At 65.5% G+C, this 15,830-nt stretch carries 13 protein-coding genes and 1 tRNA gene; 4 read left to right on the forward strand and 10 right to left on the reverse strand.

Going from position 1 to position 15,830, the window contains the following annotated elements; translation table 11 throughout:
- Nucleotides 1–42: 42 nt before the first annotated feature.
- The gene (locus JHD77_RS16130) at nt 43–558 is read right to left on the reverse strand and encodes a DUF4124 domain-containing protein (protein WP_031755610.1); all 516 of its coding nucleotides are present in this window, start codon (nt 556–558) and stop codon (nt 43–45) included.
- Nucleotides 559–884: 326 nt separating this feature from the next.
- Here JHD77_RS16130 and mgtE point away from each other — a divergent pair, with 326 nt between their 5' ends.
- On the forward strand, nt 885–2,333 hold the full coding sequence (gene mgtE, locus JHD77_RS16135; RefSeq protein ID WP_003085996.1) for a magnesium transporter: 1,449 nt from the start codon (nt 885–887) through the stop codon (nt 2,331–2,333).
- A 49-nt stretch (nt 2,334–2,382) separates the two neighbouring features.
- Here the strand turns inward: mgtE and JHD77_RS16140 are convergent, their stop codons facing one another.
- The 3 genes from JHD77_RS16140 to rimO form a co-directional block, all read right to left on the reverse strand.
- On the reverse strand, nt 2,383–2,775 hold the full coding sequence (locus JHD77_RS16140; RefSeq protein ID WP_031755608.1) for a hypothetical protein: 393 nt from the start codon (nt 2,773–2,775) through the stop codon (nt 2,383–2,385).
- On the reverse strand, nt 2,768–3,229 hold the full coding sequence (locus JHD77_RS16145) for a DUF1456 family protein (protein ID WP_003085999.1): 462 nt from the start codon (nt 3,227–3,229) through the stop codon (nt 2,768–2,770). Before JHD77_RS16145 ends, JHD77_RS16140 begins: the two co-directional genes overlap by 8 nt.
- Before the next feature lie 61 nt (nt 3,230–3,290).
- Nucleotides 3,291–4,613, reverse strand: coding sequence for a 30S ribosomal protein S12 methylthiotransferase RimO (gene rimO / locus JHD77_RS16150; RefSeq protein WP_003086001.1), 1,323 nt, complete (start codon nt 4,611–4,613; stop codon nt 3,291–3,293).
- Nucleotides 4,614–4,859: 246 nt separating this feature from the next.
- On the opposite strand from rimO, the gene JHD77_RS16155 reads away from it, so the two are divergent.
- Nucleotides 4,860–6,764 carry a potassium transporter Kup gene (locus JHD77_RS16155; protein WP_003104754.1) on the forward strand — a complete coding sequence of 635 codons (1,905 nt, stop codon included), beginning with the start codon at nt 4,860–4,862 and terminating at the stop codon, nt 6,762–6,764.
- A gap of 54 nt (nt 6,765–6,818) precedes the next feature.
- On the opposite strand, the gene JHD77_RS16160 is transcribed toward JHD77_RS16155, so the two are convergent.
- The 3 genes from JHD77_RS16160 to mprF form a co-directional block, all read right to left on the reverse strand.
- Nucleotides 6,819–7,367 (reverse strand): cytochrome b, encoded by a 549-nt coding sequence (locus JHD77_RS16160; protein WP_003454537.1) that lies wholly within the window; start codon nt 7,365–7,367, stop codon nt 6,819–6,821.
- A 160-nt stretch (nt 7,368–7,527) separates the two neighbouring features.
- A complete protein-coding gene (locus JHD77_RS16165) occupies nt 7,528–8,811 on the reverse strand; it encodes a virulence factor family protein (protein WP_003112596.1) in 1,284 nt (427 codons plus the stop codon).
- 1 nt (nt 8,812) lies between these two features.
- Entirely contained in the window at nt 8,813–11,458 is a 2,646-nt protein-coding gene (gene mprF / locus JHD77_RS16170) for a bifunctional lysylphosphatidylglycerol flippase/synthetase MprF (RefSeq protein WP_003104749.1), read from the reverse strand.
- 248 nt (nt 11,459–11,706) lie between these two features.
- Here mprF and JHD77_RS16175 point away from each other — a divergent pair, with 248 nt between their 5' ends.
- Nucleotides 11,707–12,066, forward strand: coding sequence for a hypothetical protein (locus JHD77_RS16175; RefSeq protein WP_003104747.1), 360 nt, complete (start codon nt 11,707–11,709; stop codon nt 12,064–12,066).
- A 14-nt stretch (nt 12,067–12,080) separates the two neighbouring features.
- On the opposite strand, the gene JHD77_RS16180 is transcribed toward JHD77_RS16175, so the two are convergent.
- Nucleotides 12,081–12,395 carry a hypothetical protein gene (locus JHD77_RS16180; protein WP_003086015.1) on the reverse strand — a complete coding sequence of 105 codons (315 nt, stop codon included), beginning with the start codon at nt 12,393–12,395 and terminating at the stop codon, nt 12,081–12,083.
- A gap of 178 nt (nt 12,396–12,573) precedes the next feature.
- Nucleotides 12,574–12,650, reverse strand: a tRNA-Met gene (locus JHD77_RS16185).
- A gap of 146 nt (nt 12,651–12,796) precedes the next feature.
- On the opposite strand from JHD77_RS16185, the gene dinB reads away from it, so the two are divergent.
- A complete protein-coding gene (gene dinB / locus JHD77_RS16190) occupies nt 12,797–13,846 on the forward strand; it encodes a DNA polymerase IV (protein ID WP_003109930.1) in 1,050 nt (349 codons plus the stop codon).
- Nucleotides 13,847–13,852: 6 nt separating this feature from the next.
- Here the strand turns inward: dinB and JHD77_RS16195 are convergent, their stop codons facing one another.
- Nucleotides 13,853–15,781, reverse strand: a complete 1,929-nt coding sequence (locus tag JHD77_RS16195; RefSeq protein ID WP_003109931.1) for a sulfatase-like hydrolase/transferase — start codon at nt 15,779–15,781, stop codon at nt 13,853–13,855.
- Nucleotides 15,782–15,830 lie beyond the last annotated feature (49 nt).

Here is a 15,830-nt window from a genome sequence, read left to right on the forward strand (position 1 = left end):
CGATGCCGGTCCTGCTTTCATCGGTATGAGGACGGCCCGGCCTTAGCTCCCGGGATCGACTCGCTCCACCCGGTACCTTCTCTTTCCCTTCACACATCCCTCCTGATCGAAGCTCACGCTTCTCGCTCCCCGTCGCTTGTCGGCCTTGTACTGATAACGCACCTCCGCATTGTTCCCGCTGACCCGGTCCGGCTTGCCCAGCGCCCGCTCCACATCGGAGCGGGTCATTCCCGCCATTATCCGCTGCTCCACGATCGCCTTGCGGCGTTCCTTCTCGTCCAGGCGTCTGCCGCAGCGATCTTCTCTTTCTCCGATCACCGCGAGCGGCACGCTTTTCCGGCCGATGGACGCCTTTTTCGTCTTCGTCTCGGCCCTCGGCGTGACGCTCCTGCCTCCCGGCGGCGGGTTGTCCGCCACGACGGTCTCGCCGGCCTGCCCGGCGGGGCAACCGAGTTGGGTGAAGCTGACATGGCCGCTGGCGTCTTCGCAGCGGAATACCGCAGCGGCCTCGCAGGTGGATGCCAGCGAGAGGAGGAGAAGGAGGGACAGGGAACGCATGGGCGGCACTCCGGGTCGGATAAGGGTGAGTGCAGGCTAACGCGTTGCCTTTTTCCGCGGGGCCGAGTGTCCTGAGTGAAATTTCCGGCGTCGCAGTCAGGCGTCGAGTGACGATGAACTTTGTGCCGCAAGCGCTTGTTCTTGCCGCCATTTTGTAACGCGCAAAACGCAAGCGGAGTGTTATCATTATCCGTATCTGCCCCGAGAGGGCCCTTGGAACACCCCCATGGACTTACCCAGTAGAAACTCGAACAGTTTCCCGTTTGACCAATCACGTTTCTGATTGACCCCTTTGGCGTGCTCCGCTACTGGGGGTGGAGCGCGCTATGACCGAAGTAGAAGCCAAGAAGCCGCAGGAAAGCCTGCAGGACCGCCTAGCGCAGGTGGTCGAGCTGCTGCATCGCCACAAGGTGGTGGAAGACCTGACCCATCGTCAGGAAGGCCAGCACCATGACCGGGTGGAAAACCTCGTCCACCGGCAGAATCTCGTAGAACTCCAGCGCAAGCTGGAGGAACTGCACCCCGCCGACATCGCCCACATCCTCGAATCGCTGCCGCTGGACGACCGCCTGACGGTCTGGCAACTGGTCAAGTCCGAGGACGACGGCGACATCCTCCTCGAAGTCTCCGACGCGGTCCGGGAAACCCTGATCGCGGACATGGACGACCACGAGATCATCGCCGCGACCAAGGACCTGGACGCCGACGAACTCGCCGACCTGGCACCGGAACTGCCGCGCGACGTGGTCCATGAACTGATGGAAAGCCTCGACGCGCAGCAGCGCGAGCGAGTGCGTTCGGCGCTGTCCTACGAGGAGGACCAGGTCGGCGCGCTGATGGACTTCGAGATGGTCACCATCCGCGAGGACGTCAGCCTGGAAGTGGTGCTGCGCTACCTGCGCCGCCTGAAGGAACTGCCCGGGCATACCGACAAACTGTTCGTGGTCGACTACGACGGCGTGCTCAAGGGCGTGCTGCCGATCAAGCGCCTGCTGGTCAACGATCCGGACAAGCAAGTGCTGGAAGTGATGGCCACTGACCCGGTGACCTTCCACCCGGACGAGGACGGCTACGACGCCGCCCAGGCATTCGAGCGTTACGACCTGATTTCCGCGCCGGTGGTGGACAAGGGCGGCAAGCTGATCGGTCGTCTGACCATCGACGAGATGGTCGACCTGATCCGTGAGGAAAGCGAAAGCGAAGTCCTCAACATGGCCGGTCTGCGTGAAGAAGAAGACATCTTCGCCTCGGTCTGGAAGTCGGTGCGCAACCGCTGGGCCTGGCTGGCCACCAACCTGATCACCGCCTTCGTCGCCTCGCGGGTGATCGGTCTGTTCGAAGGCTCCATCGAGAAACTGGTGGCGCTGGCCGCGCTGATGCCGATCGTTGCCGGCATCGGTGGCAATTCCGGCAACCAGACCATCACCATGATCGTCCGCGCCATCGCGCTCGACCAGGTACAGCCGACCAGCAACAGTCGCAACCGCCTGCTGCGCAAGGAGCTTGGCGTCGCGCTGGTTAACGGCCTGGCGTGGGGCGGAGTGATCGGCGTGGTGGCCTTCTATCTTTACGGCAACTGGGAACTGGGCGTGGTGATGACCGCCGCGATGACCCTGAACCTGCTGCTGGCGGCGATGATGGGAGTGCTGATCCCGATGACCCTGCATCGTTTCGGACGCGATCCGGCGATGGGCTCCAGCGTGATGATCACTGCGATGACCGACAGCGGCGGTTTCTTCATCTTCCTCGGCCTGGCGACGATCTTCCTGATGTAGCCGGAGCGCCACGCGAGAAGCCGCCCACGGGCGGCTTTTTTCATGGCGGTCAGATCAGCGGGGAAACCTTCGGTGGCGACCAGGACAGCACGCTCAGGCAGCGATCGCCGCCATTGACGAAATACTCGTCGACGGCCTTGGTCTCGCGGGCGACGAAGCCCTCGCGACGGCATTCCTGGTCCAGCCAGCCGCCTTGCTCGACCCGGTACAGCCAACCCTCGGATGCCGCGCAGGCTGGCCAGAATTCCAGCAGGTCGGCAGCGTCGAGCTGGCGCAGGCCTTCGACTTCGACGAACTCGACGCGCCAGGTGCGCTGGTTGGCGAGGTCGCGGACGAGGATGGTGAGGCCGGCGCGATCCTGGCGGCACTCCAGGAACCAGGGGGCGACGCAGGGCGGCGCCTGGAGCAGAACCGCCAGCAGCGGCTCCGCTCGTTCAGCCACGGACGCGCAGGGTCAGGCCCTTGAGGAAGTTGCGCAGCAACTGGTCGCCGCAGGTCCGGTAGTTGCTGTGGCCGGGCTTGCGAAACAGGGCGCTCAGCTCGGGTTTGGAGACCGGGAAGTCGACGCTGGCGAGGATGGCATGGAGGTCTTCCTCCTTGAGTTCGAAGGCGACCCGCAGCTTCTTCAGGATCATGTTGTTGCTCAACGGCAGCTCCAGCGGCGGTAGCGGACGCGACTCGTCGCGTCCGCGGCGCTGGATGATCAGTCCGTCCAGGCAGCGCGCCAGGTAGCGGTCGGGGCAGGCCTGGAAGCCGTCTTCGTCTTCCTTCTTCAGGTAAGCCTCGAGCAGGTCCGCTTCGACTTGCTCGCCGAACGGGGCGGCCAGTTCGGCCAGATGTGCATCGGGAAGATCCAGCAGGTAGCGCAGGCTGCGTAGTACGTCGTTGTTGAGCATCGTGCTCTCCGGAACGGTTGGCGATGAAAAAGCCCCGCGGGGCGGGGCTCTTCAGGGGGGCTCAGACCAGCTCGGCCCAGAGGTCGTACTCGTCGGCATCGGTGATGCGCACGCGGACCTTGTCGCCCGGTTTCAGCTCGTCGCTGTCGACGAACACGTTGCCGTCGATTTCCGGAGCGTCGGCCCAGGAGCGGCCGACCGCGCCCTGTTCGTCGACTTCGTCGATCAGCACTTCGATTTCCTTGCCCACCTTGAGCTGCAGGCGAGCGGCGGAAATCGCCTGCTGGTGGGCCATGAAGCGTTCCCAGCGGTCCTGCTTGACCTCGTCCGGCACCGGCTCCAGGCCCAGCTCGTTGGCCGGAGCGCCTTCGACGGGGGAGTACTGGAAGCAGCCGACGCGGTCGAGCTGGGCTTCCGTCAGCCAGTCGAGCAGGTACTGGAAGTCTTCTTCGGTTTCGCCCGGGAAGCCGACGATGAAGGTCGAGCGGATGGTCAGTTCCGGGCAGATCTCGCGCCACTGCTTGATCCGGGCCAGGGTCTTGTCCTCGAAGGCCGGGCGCTTCATGGCCTTGAGCACCTTCGGGCTGGCGTGCTGGAAGGGGATGTCGAGGTACGGCAGGAGCTTGCCGGCGGCCATCAGCGGGATCACGTCGTCGACGTTGGGGTACGGGTAGACGTAGTGCAGGCGAACCCACACGCCCATGCTGCTCAGCGCCTCGCAGAGTTCCTTCATGCGGGTCTTGACCGGCTGGCCGTTCCAGAAGTCGGTCTTGTACTTCAGGTCCACGCCGTAGGCGCTGGTGTCCTGGGAAATCACCAGGAGTTCCTTGACCCCGGCCTTGACCAGGCGCTCGGCCTCGCTCAGCACGTCGCCGACCGGCCGGCTGACCAGCTTGCCGCGCATGGACGGGATGATGCAGAAGCTGCAGCTGTGGTTGCAGCCTTCGGAAATCTTCAGGTAGGCGTAGTGGCGCGGGGTCAGCTTGACGCCTTGCGGCGGGACCAGGTCGACCAGCGGGTTGTGTTCGGTCTTCGGCGGCACCACTTCGTGCACCGCGGTAACCACCTGCTCGTACTGTTGCGGGCCGGTGACCGCCAGGACGCTGGGATGGACGTCGCGGATCGCGTGCTCTTCCACGCCCATGCAGCCGGTGACGATGACCTTGCCGTTCTCGGCGATGGCTTCGCCGATCACTTCCAGGGACTCGGCCTTGGCGCTGTCGATGAAACCGCAGGTGTTGACCACCACGACGTCGGCGTCTTCGTAGGTCGGAACGACCTCATAGCCTTCCATGCGCAGCTGGGTGAGGATGCGCTCGGAGTCGACCAGCGCCTTGGGGCATCCAAGACTGACGAAGCCGACTTTGGGAGTGGGGGTGGACATGGCTAACCTCGGTAGGCGGGCGCGCTTGCTGGCGCCTCTGATCAAAAAGTGCGCAATTCTAGCGGCAGCGCCGCGGCTTTTCCAGTCTCCCGTGCAGCTCTTTTCCGGCCCTGGAAAAACTCACCGCGGGCGCTCGGCAATCGGCTCCCCGGCCTTCTATAGTCATAGCAGTCCGTGGCCTCGGCGCTTGCATCGCGGACGGCATGGGCGCAGCATTTGCCGAATTTTTCCGGGGGAAAGCGTTTCATGAGTGATGCAGCGACGCGTGCCGAGGAGACGTCGGAGGGGCATTCCAGCTCTGCCATCGGCCTGATGGTCGGGGCGGTTGGAGTCTGCTATGGGGATATCGGCACCAGTCCCTTGTATACCCTGAAAGAGGTCTTCATCGGCGGCTACGGGGTGCAGGCCAACCACGATGGCGTCCTTGGCGTGCTCTCGCTGATCTTCTGGTCGCTGGTCTGGGTCGTTTCCATCAAGTACGTGATCTTCGTCCTGCGTGCCGACAACCAGGGCGAGGGCGGGGTGATGGCGCTGTCGGCCCTGGCGCGCCGGGCGGCGGCGCCGTTCGGCAGGCTGCAGACCTTCGTGGTGGTTGCCGGCCTGATCGGCGCGGCGCTGTTCTACGGCGACAGCATGATCACCCCGGCGATCTCGGTACTGTCGGCGGTAGAAGGGCTGGAGATCGCCTTCGACGGCCTGGAGCACTGGACGGTACCGCTGGCGCTTATCGTGCTGATCGGCCTGTTCCTGATCCAGAAGCACGGCACCGCGCGGATCGGCATCCTGTTCGGCCCGGTCATGGTGCTCTGGTTCGGCGCCCTGGCGGCGCTGGGCGTCTACGGGGTGATCCAGCAGCCGGAAGTGCTGCAGGCGATGAACCCTGTATGGGCCGTGCGTTTCTTCAGCTCGCATCCCGGCATCGGTGTCGCCATCCTCGGCGCCACCGTACTGGCGCTGACCGGCGCCGAGGCGCTGTACGCCGACATGGGCCACTTCGGTCGCAAGCCGATCGCCCGTGCCTGGTTCCTGCTGGTGCTGCCGGCGCTGGTGCTGAACTACTTCGGCCAGGGCGCGACCATCCTTTCCAACGCCGAGGCGGCGCGCAACCCCTTCTACCTGCTGGCGCCGGGCTGGGCGCTGCTGCCGATGGTGGCGCTGTCCACCCTGGCCACGGTGATCGCCTCCCAGGCGGTGATCTCCGGCGCCTTCTCCCTGACCCGCCAGGCCATCCAGCTCGGCTACGTGCCGCGGATGACCATCCAGCACACTTCCAGCCACGAGCAGGGGCAGATCTACATCGGCGGGGTGAATTGGGCGCTGATGGTCGGCGTGGTCCTGCTGGTGCTCGGCTTCGAGTCCTCGGCGTCGCTGGCGGCTGCCTACGGCGTGGCGGTGACCGGAACCATGCTGATCACCACCCTGCTGATGGGCGTGGTGATCTGGCGCCTGTGGAAATGGCCGCTGTGGCTGGGCGTCCCGTTCTTCTGCGTGATGCTCGCGGTGGACAGCCTGTTCTTCGCCGCCAACCTGCCCAAGGTGATCCAGGGCGGCGCCTTCCCGGTCATCGCGGGTATCGTCATCTTCATCCTGATGTCCACCTGGAAGCGTGGCCGCCAACTGCTGGTGGAGCGTCTCGACGAGGGCTCGCTGCCGCTCTCGGTGTTCATTTCCAGCATGCGCGTGCAGCCGCCGCACCGGGTCCAGGGGACCGCGGTGTTCCTTACCGCGCGTACCGACGCGGTGCCTCACGCGCTGCTGCACAACCTGTTGCACAACCAGGTGCTGCACGAGCAGGTGGTGCTGCTCACCGTGGTCAACGAAGACAGCCCACGGGTTTCGCCGGATCGCCGTTTCGAGGTCGAGGCCTATGGCGACGGGTTCTTCCGGGTGATCCTGCACTTCGGCTTCATGGAAGAGCCAGACATCCCGGCTGCCTTGCGCCTGTGCCATCTCAACGAACTGGACTTCAGCCCGATGCGCACCACCTACTTCCTCAGCCGGGAGACGGTGATTCCATCCAAGCGCATCGGCATGGCGCGCTGGCGCGAGGGGTTGTTCGCCTTCCTGCTGAAGAACGCCAACGGCAACCTGCGCTATTTCAACCTGCCGCTCAACCGGGTGATCGAGTTGGGAACCCAGGTCGAGATCTGATCCGCTCCGCTGCAAAAAAGCGCGCCCGATTGGGCGCGTTTTTTTGCGCGTTTCTCAGCGCCGTTGCGGCAGCATCCGTACCAGGGTGTTGTCGCGGCTGACGAAGTGATGGAAGAGCGCCGCGGCGGCGTGCAGGCCGATCAGGAAATAACCGGCGTTGCCGATGGTTTCGTGCCATTCCTTGATTTGCCCGGCGAGGTCGGGGTTCTTGTCGACCAGCGGCGGTAGCTCCAGGCCGAAGAACGGTATCGGCTTGCCGGCGGCGCTGAGGATCAGCCAGCCGGCGAAGGGCAGGCCGATCATCATCAGGTAGAGGGCGTAGTGCATCAGCCTGGCCAGCGTCGCCTGCCAGGCGGGGATGGCGGGCTCTATGCGCGGGGTAGGGGTGGCCAGGCGCACCAGCAGGCGCAACCAGACCAGCAGGAAAACGCTCAGGCCAAGCATGAAGTGCCATTGCTTGAGCAGTTCGCGGGTTTCGCTGCCCTTGGGGAAATTGCCCTTCAGTTCGATACAGGCGTAGACCCCGGCGATCAGCAGCAGGGTCAGCCAGTGCAGGACAATGGTCAGGCTCCCATAACGGGATTCGGTGTTTTTCCAGCTCATCACGGTTCCTTCTCTTCGGCTCTCGGGAGCCCGCTCTGCGGCGGGTCGGCCGGTATTCTCGGCGGCTCCGCTGAAGCCAGCCTGAATGCCCCCGGCAGGCTCAGTCTAGCTGGCGCCGGCCGGGGACAAGAAGGGCGGAGCGGGGAGAGCTTGATCGCGATCAGGCGTCGGGAGCGTTCTCGCGGTCGCGGATGGCCTGGAGCATCTTCTTCGCCAGGGACAGGTAGTCCTCGTCGAAGTGGTGGCCGCCCGGCAGTTCGAGCTTCTCGCCGACGGCCTGGGATTGGGTACAGCCGCTTTCGTCCTTTTCTTCGGCGCCATAGATGCAGAACACCTTGGCTGCCGGCAACCTGGCCATTTCCGGGCCGGTGGCGGCTTCCTCGCCGGCCTTGCCCAGCCAGCCTTCCACTTCGATCTCGAAGCTGCCGGTCCGCGCCAGCGCCAGCAGCAGCATGGCTTTCACTTGCTGCTGGTCCTTTCCGGGCAGGCGGTTGTAGATCGCCGGCAGGATGTCAGCGCCGAACGAGTAGCCGGCCAGGACGAAACGTTTCGCGCCCCACTTCTCGCGGTAGTGTTGCATCAGCTTGGAGAGGTCGGCGGCGCTCTGTTCCGGGCTCTTGTGTTGCCAGTAGTAGCGCAGGGTGTCGATGCCGACCACCGGGTAGCCCATGCTGGCCATATGCTCGGCAGAGTCCTTGTCCAGGTCGCGCCAGCCGCCGTCGCCGGAGTAGAACAGGGTGACGATGTCCGAGGGTTGCGCCGCGGGGACCTCGAGTACCGGCAGGGCCTCGGCGTTGCCTTGCAGTTGCAGGCGCAACTGATGGGCGAGCACGTCGGACAGCGGGGTGTCGTAGTCGCTGATGCTGGTTTCCGCGCTCGACTGCTTGCGGACGAAGACTGCGGTGTCGTCGTCCGGGTTGTCGTTCCAGGCCAGCAGCCACTGGCCGTGCGACGCCTGGTGCGGCAGCGGGGCGTCGCAGTCGCGCTCGGCCAGGGCAATGTCGAAGCCGACCGAGAGCGCCTTGGCCTTGTCGTCGTCCTGGCTGGCGAGCCAGCGCCAGGCGGTGGTCGAGCCTGGGCCGATGCCGGCGACCAGGTTCGGCTTGCCGCCGAGGCGGGCAATGACCGCTTCGAGCCGGGACTGCTGCGCCCTGCAATCGCCGTTTTCCGGAGGGAAGTACTGGATCACCCGGGCGGCGCTGTCGTGAGCCAGGTTCAGCATCTGGGCGTCGTTCAGTTGCTGTTCGGGGGCGGCGATCACCACCACCCGCGAGCGCGGCTTCTCGCCGGGTTCGGCAAGGGTGGCGTGGCCGCCGTCGTCGAGGTCCAGGGCTTCCAGTTTCGCCTGGGCCGCCGGTCGGCTCCAGAGCAGCAGGGCGGCACCAACGATCAGCACCAGGGCGGCGACCAGAAAACGGCGCCAGTGACGTTTCACGACAGACATATCAGCGTTTCACCAATCCAGTCAGGCCGCCGGCGATCAGCGCGGCGGTATCGGCCAGGGCCACCAGCGGGTCGAGCCCGGCTGGCACGGCCAGGTAGCGGGGTTCCCAGTCGGGCTGGAACTTGTCCTTGAAGCGTCGCAGCCCCTGGAAATTGTAGAACTGTTCGCCCCGCCGGAAGACCAGCGCGCCCAGGCGCTGGGTCAACGGCGCGCCGCGCCTTGGCTGGAGCCCGGCCAGCGGCACCATGCCGAGGCTGAAGCGCGCGTGGCCCTGGGCCTTGTAGTGGAGGATGAGGCCGAGCATGAGGAACTCCATGGTCAGCTTCGGCGCGTCCGGGTGCACGCGCATCAGGTCGAGGCTCGCCAGTTCGCGGCTGTCGGTTTCCAGCAGGTTGGCGAAGGCCACCGGCTTGCCCTGGTGGCGGACGATGGCGATGCGGAAGAAGTTCAGGTACGCCGGGGTGAAGCGGCCCAGGGAGAAGCCTTTCTCGCGCACCTGCTTGCCGCCCAGCCAGGCGTCCGATATCGCCTTCAGCTCGTCCAGCGGAGCCTGGCCCGGTTCATGGAACTCCAGGGCCAGGCCGTCGCGCTGGCCGCGGTTCCAGGTGTAGCGCAGGTCTTTCATTTCCTTGCCCTTGTTCTCCAGGTCGAAGCGCAGCAGGTCGACTCGCGCTTCTTCGCCGAGCTTGAGGGCGGTCAGGCCAATGTCCATGTAGAACGGCAGGTTCTCGGCACGCACCTGGTAGAACACCGGGCGGGCATGGTGCAGGTCGCAGAGGTCGCGGAATTGCCAGATCAGTTCGGCGCGCTGCATGGCCGGGCCGATCGGGTCGTACAGGGCTATCATGCTGCGACCGCGGCGGGCGTACATGAGGAAAGCGTCGTCGCTCTCATGGAAGAGCAGGGCCTTGTCGCCGGTCAGGGCCAGGCCGCCATCCGGCTGGTCCGAGTGGCGGATGATCCGCGCCGCGCGCTGCAGCTCTTCCGCGTTCGGCTCGCGGATCGCCGGCGGTGCCGCGCGCAGCAGCCAGCCAAGGGCCAGGGCCAGGAGCAGCAGGCAACTGCCGAGGGCGGCGCGCAGGGCGCGCGGGGCGTCGGCGTCCAGGGCGAACTGCCACCAGAGCTGGTTGCTGTAATGCACGTCCTGGTTGGCGAACAGCAGCAGCCAGACCGAGGCGCCGACCACGCAGATGCTGGCGCCTACGTAAAGCGGCGAGAAGGGTACTTCCATCAGCCGGCTGGGACGGTAGAAGGAGCGGCGGAACATGGCGAGCAGCGCGGCGGTCAGGCTCAGCAGGCTGGCTTCTTCCCAGTCGAAGCCTTTCAGCAGCGAAAGCAGGGCGCCCACCAGCAACAGCACCAGGGTCAGGGCCCAGGCGGCCGACAGCCGTCGGCGCAAACCCTGCGCGAGCAGGAGGCAGAGCACGCCGATCAGGCTGGCGACCAGGTGCGAGGCATCGATCAGGCGATGTGGAATGAGGAAACCGAGGTGTTCCAGGCGGGTGTCGATCGCCGGTGTGGCGCCGGAAAACAGCAGCACGACACCGGAGAGGAAGACCAGGATCGCCAGGATCGGTGCGGCGAAACCCGAGGCGACGCGGATCGCCTGGCGCGTCACCCACAACCGGCGCGCTTCGAGGAACAGCAACAAAAGGCAGGCCAGCAGCAGTGGCAGTACCACATAAATCAAGCGGTACAAGAGCAGGGCCGCGGCCAGCGGCGCGGCGCCCAGTTGGCCGGCGAACGCGGCCAGCAGCACCGCCTCGAACACCCCGACTCCGCCCGGTACGTGGCTGAGCACGCCGGCGGCCAGGGCGAGCAGGTAGACCAGCAGGAACGCCGCGAAGGGTGGGGTTTCCGGCAGCAACAGATAAAGGACGGTAGCGGCGGCGGCGACGTCGAGGGCGGTGATCAGCAGTTGCAGCAGCGATAGGCGCAGGCCTGGCAGGCGCAGGCTGCGGCGGCCGAGGCGGACCAGCAGGCTGTCGGGGGACGGCCGTTCTCCCGGCAGACGGTGCCGGGCCAGGAACGCCACCAGGCCGACAGCCAGCGACAGGACGGCGATCGCGATGACGGCGACCAGGGCGCGGGGCAGGTGCAGCGCCGACGCCGCATCGTCGAGGTCGCAGAGTGCGGCGAGTGCCGCCAGCACCGGCAGTGCGCAGCCCAGGGAAAGGCTGGCAAATAGCGTCATCCGGGCTATTTCGGCAGCGCCGATGCCATGCCGGGAATACAGTCGGTAGCGTACGGAGCCGCCGGAAAGCAGCGACAGGCCTACCGCATTGCCGATGGCGAAGGCGCTGAAGCCGCCGGTGGCCAGGCTGCGCATGGGCAGCGTGACGCCAGCGAAGCGGCTGGCCGACCACTCGTAGCCGAGCAGGATGACGAAGCCGAGGGCGGTCGCGCCCAGGGCGCCGAGCAGCGCCGGCCTGGGCACGTCGGCGATGGCATCGTGGAGGGCGCCGGGATCGATCTCCCGTAGCAGGTGGTAGCAGGCCACCAGCGCCAGGCCGAACAGCAGCAAGGTGAAGACCAGGCCGATGGGCTGGCGGTAGGCGGTAATCCGATCGATCAGCCGGATGCGTTGTGGGGACGCGGGAGAGCTGGGTGGAGCGGGATGTTCTGGAACGGGAGCGTCGGTGCGCATCAGCCACCTCATGGGAATTTGCGCGACAGAGTATGGCCTCTCGGGCGAGTTCCCAAGTGGTCGCAGCAGATTTTTTCTGTGCGGGGCGGCGTCCTGTCACAGGGAGAAGACCGTCGGGTTTTGCAGGAGTTGCGTCGGCGAAGTGGCCGAAGGCCATTTGCTGGTATTCGTTCAGCGATGGTTCAGCTTGCCGTGGGCATAGTGGCGGCTTGCACTGTCCGACCATTTCCGAGGGGGGAAGGGTGACGATGATCCAGGCGGGCATTCATGTCGGCGCCGGAGTCGTGCTGGGCGTGGCCGCTGGATGGTGGCTGGGGGATTGGGAACAGTCGTTGCAGGTCAAGGACTCGGTGGCGCGGGTCGATTGCCTGTTGTACGGCGCCCTGCTGGTGGTGTTGCTCCGCCACGACGGTTGGTTGCGCCGCCTGGGCCTGCTGGGCCTGGGGCTGTTCTGCGGTTCCCTGCTGGTCTATTCGGTGAATCCGGCCAGCCTGTTCGCTGCGAAAGAGTCCTGGAGCCTTGCGCGGATCTCCATGCGGGCCTTCGGTCCGCTGGTGATGCTGGTCGTGGGGATGGCCTGCGCGCGCCTGGCACACGAGTTGCGCTGACGCAGGCGTTGCGCTCACGCCGGAGTCAGGTGACGCGATTCCTCGCGGTATTCCTTCAACCAGCGCAGCACTTCCACGGCCTCCCAGCGAGAGGGGTCGTACAACGCATAGATCTCGCCCTGGTAGCCGACCACATCGAGCGGCCGGTGGAAGCCGGCGCGCTGGAACAGCGCCTCGATCTCGGCGAAGCAGGTGTTGAAGTGCACGCGGGTGAACGGCGTCTTGCCGTCGGTGACCAGGCCGTCCATCTGCAGTTCGTCCACTGCCTGGCGGATGTCGTCGAGTTCCATCCGGTTCACGCTGCGCTTCAATTGTTCGACGTTCAGCATCTGTCTGTCCTTTCCGTATCCGTTACCGAGCATTCATCGAAGGCTGAGCTGGCTGTACGAATATACAGTTAAATGTGCGATGATGCGAGCGAACGGAGGGCGAGGCGATGCAGTGGAGCAGGAGGGGCGGAATGCAAAAAGCCCCGGCGCTATCGCTAGTGCCGGGGCTTTTCGAATGTGGTTGCGGGAGCTGGATTTGAACCAACGACCTTCGGGTTATGAGCCCGACGAGCTACCAGACTGCTCCATCCCGCGTCTGTGTGGGCGCATTCTACGGACTCTCGTCGGGCTGTCAATCGATTTTTCGAAAAAAGTGTTTTTTCTTCAAATGCTTAGCGCTTGCCCAATGTTAGAATTCAGCGCTCCGGGGCAGGCCCGGCGGGGCTTGTAGCGAGATTCCGGTGCGGAAAATCATCCATATAGACTGCGACTGTTTCTACGCCGCCCTCGAGATGCGCGACGACCCCAGCCTGCGCGGCAAGGCGCTGGCGGTTGGCGGTTCGCCGGACAAGCGCGGAGTGGTCGCCACTTGCAGCTACGAGGCGCGAGCCTATGGCGTGCGCTCGGCGATGGCCATGCGCACGGCGCTCAAGCTGTGTCCCGATCTGCTGGTGGTGCGCCCGCGTTTCGATGTCTACCGGGCGGTGTCGAAGCAGATCCATGCGATCTTCCGCGATTATACCGATCTGATCGAGCCGCTTTCGCTGGACGAGGCCTACCTGGACGTCAGCGCTTCGCCGCATTTCGCCGGTAGCGCCACGCGGATCGCCCAGGACATCCGCCGCCGGGTGGCCGAGGAGCTGCACATCACCGTTTCGGCGGGCGTCGCGCCGAACAAGTTCCTGGCCAAGATCGCCAGCGACTGGCGCAAGCCGGACGGGCTGTTCGTGATTACCCCGGAGCAGGTCGACGGGTTCGTCGCCGAGTTGCCGGTGGCCAAGTTGCATGGCGTCGGCAAGGTCACGGCGGAGCGCCTGGCGCGGATGGGCATCCGCACCTGCGCCGACCTGCGCCAGGGCAGCAAGCTGAGCCTGGTGCGCGAGTTCGGCAGCTTCGGCGAACGCCTGTGGGGACTGGCCCATGGTATCGACGAGCGACCGGTGGAAGTCGACAGCCGGCGCCAGTCGGTGAGCGTCGAATGTACCTTCGATCGCGACCTGCCGGACCTGGCGGCTTGCCTGGAGGAACTGCCGACCCTGCTCGGGGAGCTGGACGGACGCCTGCAACGCCTGGATGGCAGTTATCGGCCGGACAAGCCGTTCGTGAAACTGAAGTTTCACGATTTCACCCAGACCACGGTGGAACAGTCCGGCGCCGGGCGCGACCTGGAGAGCTACCGGCAATTGCTCGGCCAGGCCTTTGCCCGTGGCAATCGTCCGGTGCGCCTGATCGGCGTCGGCGTGCGCCTGCTCGACCTGCAGGGCGCCCACGAACAACTCAGGTTGTTCTGATGCTCCTCATGGCCTCAACGAAGTCGCGAGGTTCCGCGGCGACGGCTCTTCCCCTACCGGCAAGGCGCTGAAGCGGCCGAGATCCTGCAGCAGTTCCAGGCGTGCTGCACGGAGTGGGCCGCGTATGGCTTCCTGTTGTTCCACGTCGAGCGGGCGGTCGTCGCCATCGCTCACCGGACCGTGGTGACGGTCCGCGCCACGCAGTGGGAAGCTCACCTTGAAGCCTTCGCCCAGGTAGGCGATGCGCGTGGTATCGGCGCTCACCGCATAGTCGCGATGGTAGTCCGCTGCGAGCAGGTCCTGTCCCAGCGAGTAGTCGCGGGGCGGATTGCGTACGCCCAGCAGCGGCAGGAGCGTTGCGGGCAGGTCGATGTGGCTGGTGATGCCGCGGACGGCACGGGGCGCCTGTCCGGGAATGCTCAGCACGGCGACGGTGCCGGTCTGGTAGCGATTGAACTCGGTATTGTGGCCCCAGCGCGAGCGTTCCATGAACTCTTCCCCATGGTCGCCGAGCACCACTACCGCGGTGTTTTCCAGCAGGTGCTGGTTTTCCAGGTGCTGCAGCAGGCGGCCGATCTGTGTATCGACTTCGCGCACGGCATTCAGGTAGCGGTTCTTGATCAGCGGCATCTGCGCCTGGAAATCGGTGGTCAGGTAGTTGAAGTTGACCAGATAGGGGCGGATTTTCGCGGTCTCGTCGCGGAAGCTGTAGTTGGCGTGGCTCGACTCGAGGAACAGGCAGGCGAAGAACGGCCGGTCGGGTAGTCGGCGATCGACGAAGCGCAGCAGGTCGTCGGTGTTCCGGGCGTCGCGCTGCCAGGCAGGCTCCGGGCTATCCAGCACGTGCAGGTCCTGGGGGCGCAGGTTGACGAACACGCTGCGGTCGAAGGGCGGATAGCTGAAACGTTGCGCGGCATTGATCCGGAACTGGTAGTTCTGCTGCCTGAGTACCTCCATGAGCACCGGCGGCTGGCCGGCCTTCAGCACGGCGTCCCAGTAGCCGCCGTGCAGCCCGTAGAACATGCCGAAGACGCCCATCTGGGTCAGGTTGCCGCTGCTGTAGTGGTTGTCCAGGCGGATCGCCCGGTTGGAGAAGTCCCACAGCCTGGGCATGTAGCGCGGATCGAGCATGTCCCCGCGGAGCGACTCGGCGACGATCCAGACGATGTTCAATGGGTGCGCCGGGGCGCTGATCTCCAGCGGCCGGAGCGGATAGTGCAGGTCGCTCTGCTGCTGGAGCAGCTCGCGCTGGGTGGGCGTCGGCTGGATGCCCAGGCTTCGCGCCAGGCTGCGGACGGTCAATGGCAGGTAAAGCGGATAGCGTTCGCTGGCCAGCAGGATCGGCCGGTAGTCGCGCAGGGAGCTGAACGCATAGGCCAGGCGTTCGCCCAGGGCCAGGCAGAGGAAGGCCGCCAACAGGTAGCGCCAGGCGCGCCGAGGGAGCGCGGGAAGGCGTTCGCGGCTGACCTGGCAGGCGCTGTACAGCAGCACCTGCAGACAGAGCAGGGCCAGGGCCGCCAGGCTTGCGCTGAGCAGGGTGCCGTCGCCGCTGCCGAGGCTGGAGAGGCCGCCGGGCGAGACCAGCAGGCCGATGCTGAAACCGTTGAGGTGGAATCCGTACAGGTCGTAGAGGGTGCGGTCGGCGTAGAGCAGTATCTGTACCGCCGCGCTGCCGACGATGGCCAGCACGCCTGCCAGCCACGGACTGAGGCGCACGGGAAGGCGATCATGGAAATGCAGGAGCAGTCGGCAGGCGAGGTACACCGGGACTATATAAAGGAAGGCGTAGCTCAGGCTGGCAGCGACGCTCCAGAGCGGCAGCCAGGCGTCGTCGAAGACGATCCCGTCCTGCAGGCGCAGCACCTGCCAGAGCACCACCAGCCACGACAACAGAAAGAAGCGGTTGAGTGTCTCGGTGCTGGGTGGGGCGAACATCAAGCGTCTCCGGGCGAGGATGCGGAAGCCTAGGGACGTGGTGGTCAAG

The organism is Pseudomonas sp. P20, from assembly GCF_016463925.1.
In the GTDB taxonomy this organism is placed as follows: Bacteria; Pseudomonadota; Gammaproteobacteria; order Pseudomonadales; family Pseudomonadaceae; genus Pseudomonas; species Pseudomonas aeruginosa.

Coding starts and splice junctions, on each gene's coding strand:
- JHD77_RS16130 (WP_031755610.1), bottom strand. CDS start 558: ATGCGTTCCCTGTCCCTCCTTCTCCTCCTCTCGCTGGCATCCACCTGC.
- mgtE (WP_003085996.1), top strand. CDS start 885: ATGACCGAAGTAGAAGCCAAGAAGCCGCAGGAAAGCCTGCAGGACCGC.
- JHD77_RS16145 (WP_003085999.1), bottom strand. CDS start 3,229: ATGCTCAACAACGACGTACTACGCAGCCTGCGCTACCTGCTGGATCTT.
- rimO (WP_003086001.1), bottom strand. CDS start 4,613: ATGTCCACCCCCACTCCCAAAGTCGGCTTCGTCAGTCTTGGATGCCCC.
- JHD77_RS16155 (WP_003104754.1), top strand. CDS start 4,860: ATGAGTGATGCAGCGACGCGTGCCGAGGAGACGTCGGAGGGGCATTCC.
- JHD77_RS16160 (WP_003454537.1), bottom strand. CDS start 7,367: ATGAGCTGGAAAAACACCGAATCCCGTTATGGGAGCCTGACCATTGTC.
- JHD77_RS16165 (WP_003112596.1), bottom strand. CDS start 8,811: ATGTCTGTCGTGAAACGTCACTGGCGCCGTTTTCTGGTCGCCGCCCTG.
- mprF (WP_003104749.1), bottom strand. CDS start 11,458: ATGCGCACCGACGCTCCCGTTCCAGAACATCCCGCTCCACCCAGCTCT.
- JHD77_RS16175 (WP_003104747.1), top strand. CDS start 11,707: ATGATCCAGGCGGGCATTCATGTCGGCGCCGGAGTCGTGCTGGGCGTG.
- JHD77_RS16180 (WP_003086015.1), bottom strand. CDS start 12,395: ATGCTGAACGTCGAACAATTGAAGCGCAGCGTGAACCGGATGGAACTC.
- JHD77_RS16195 (WP_003109931.1), bottom strand. CDS start 15,781: ATGTTCGCCCCACCCAGCACCGAGACACTCAACCGCTTCTTTCTGTTG.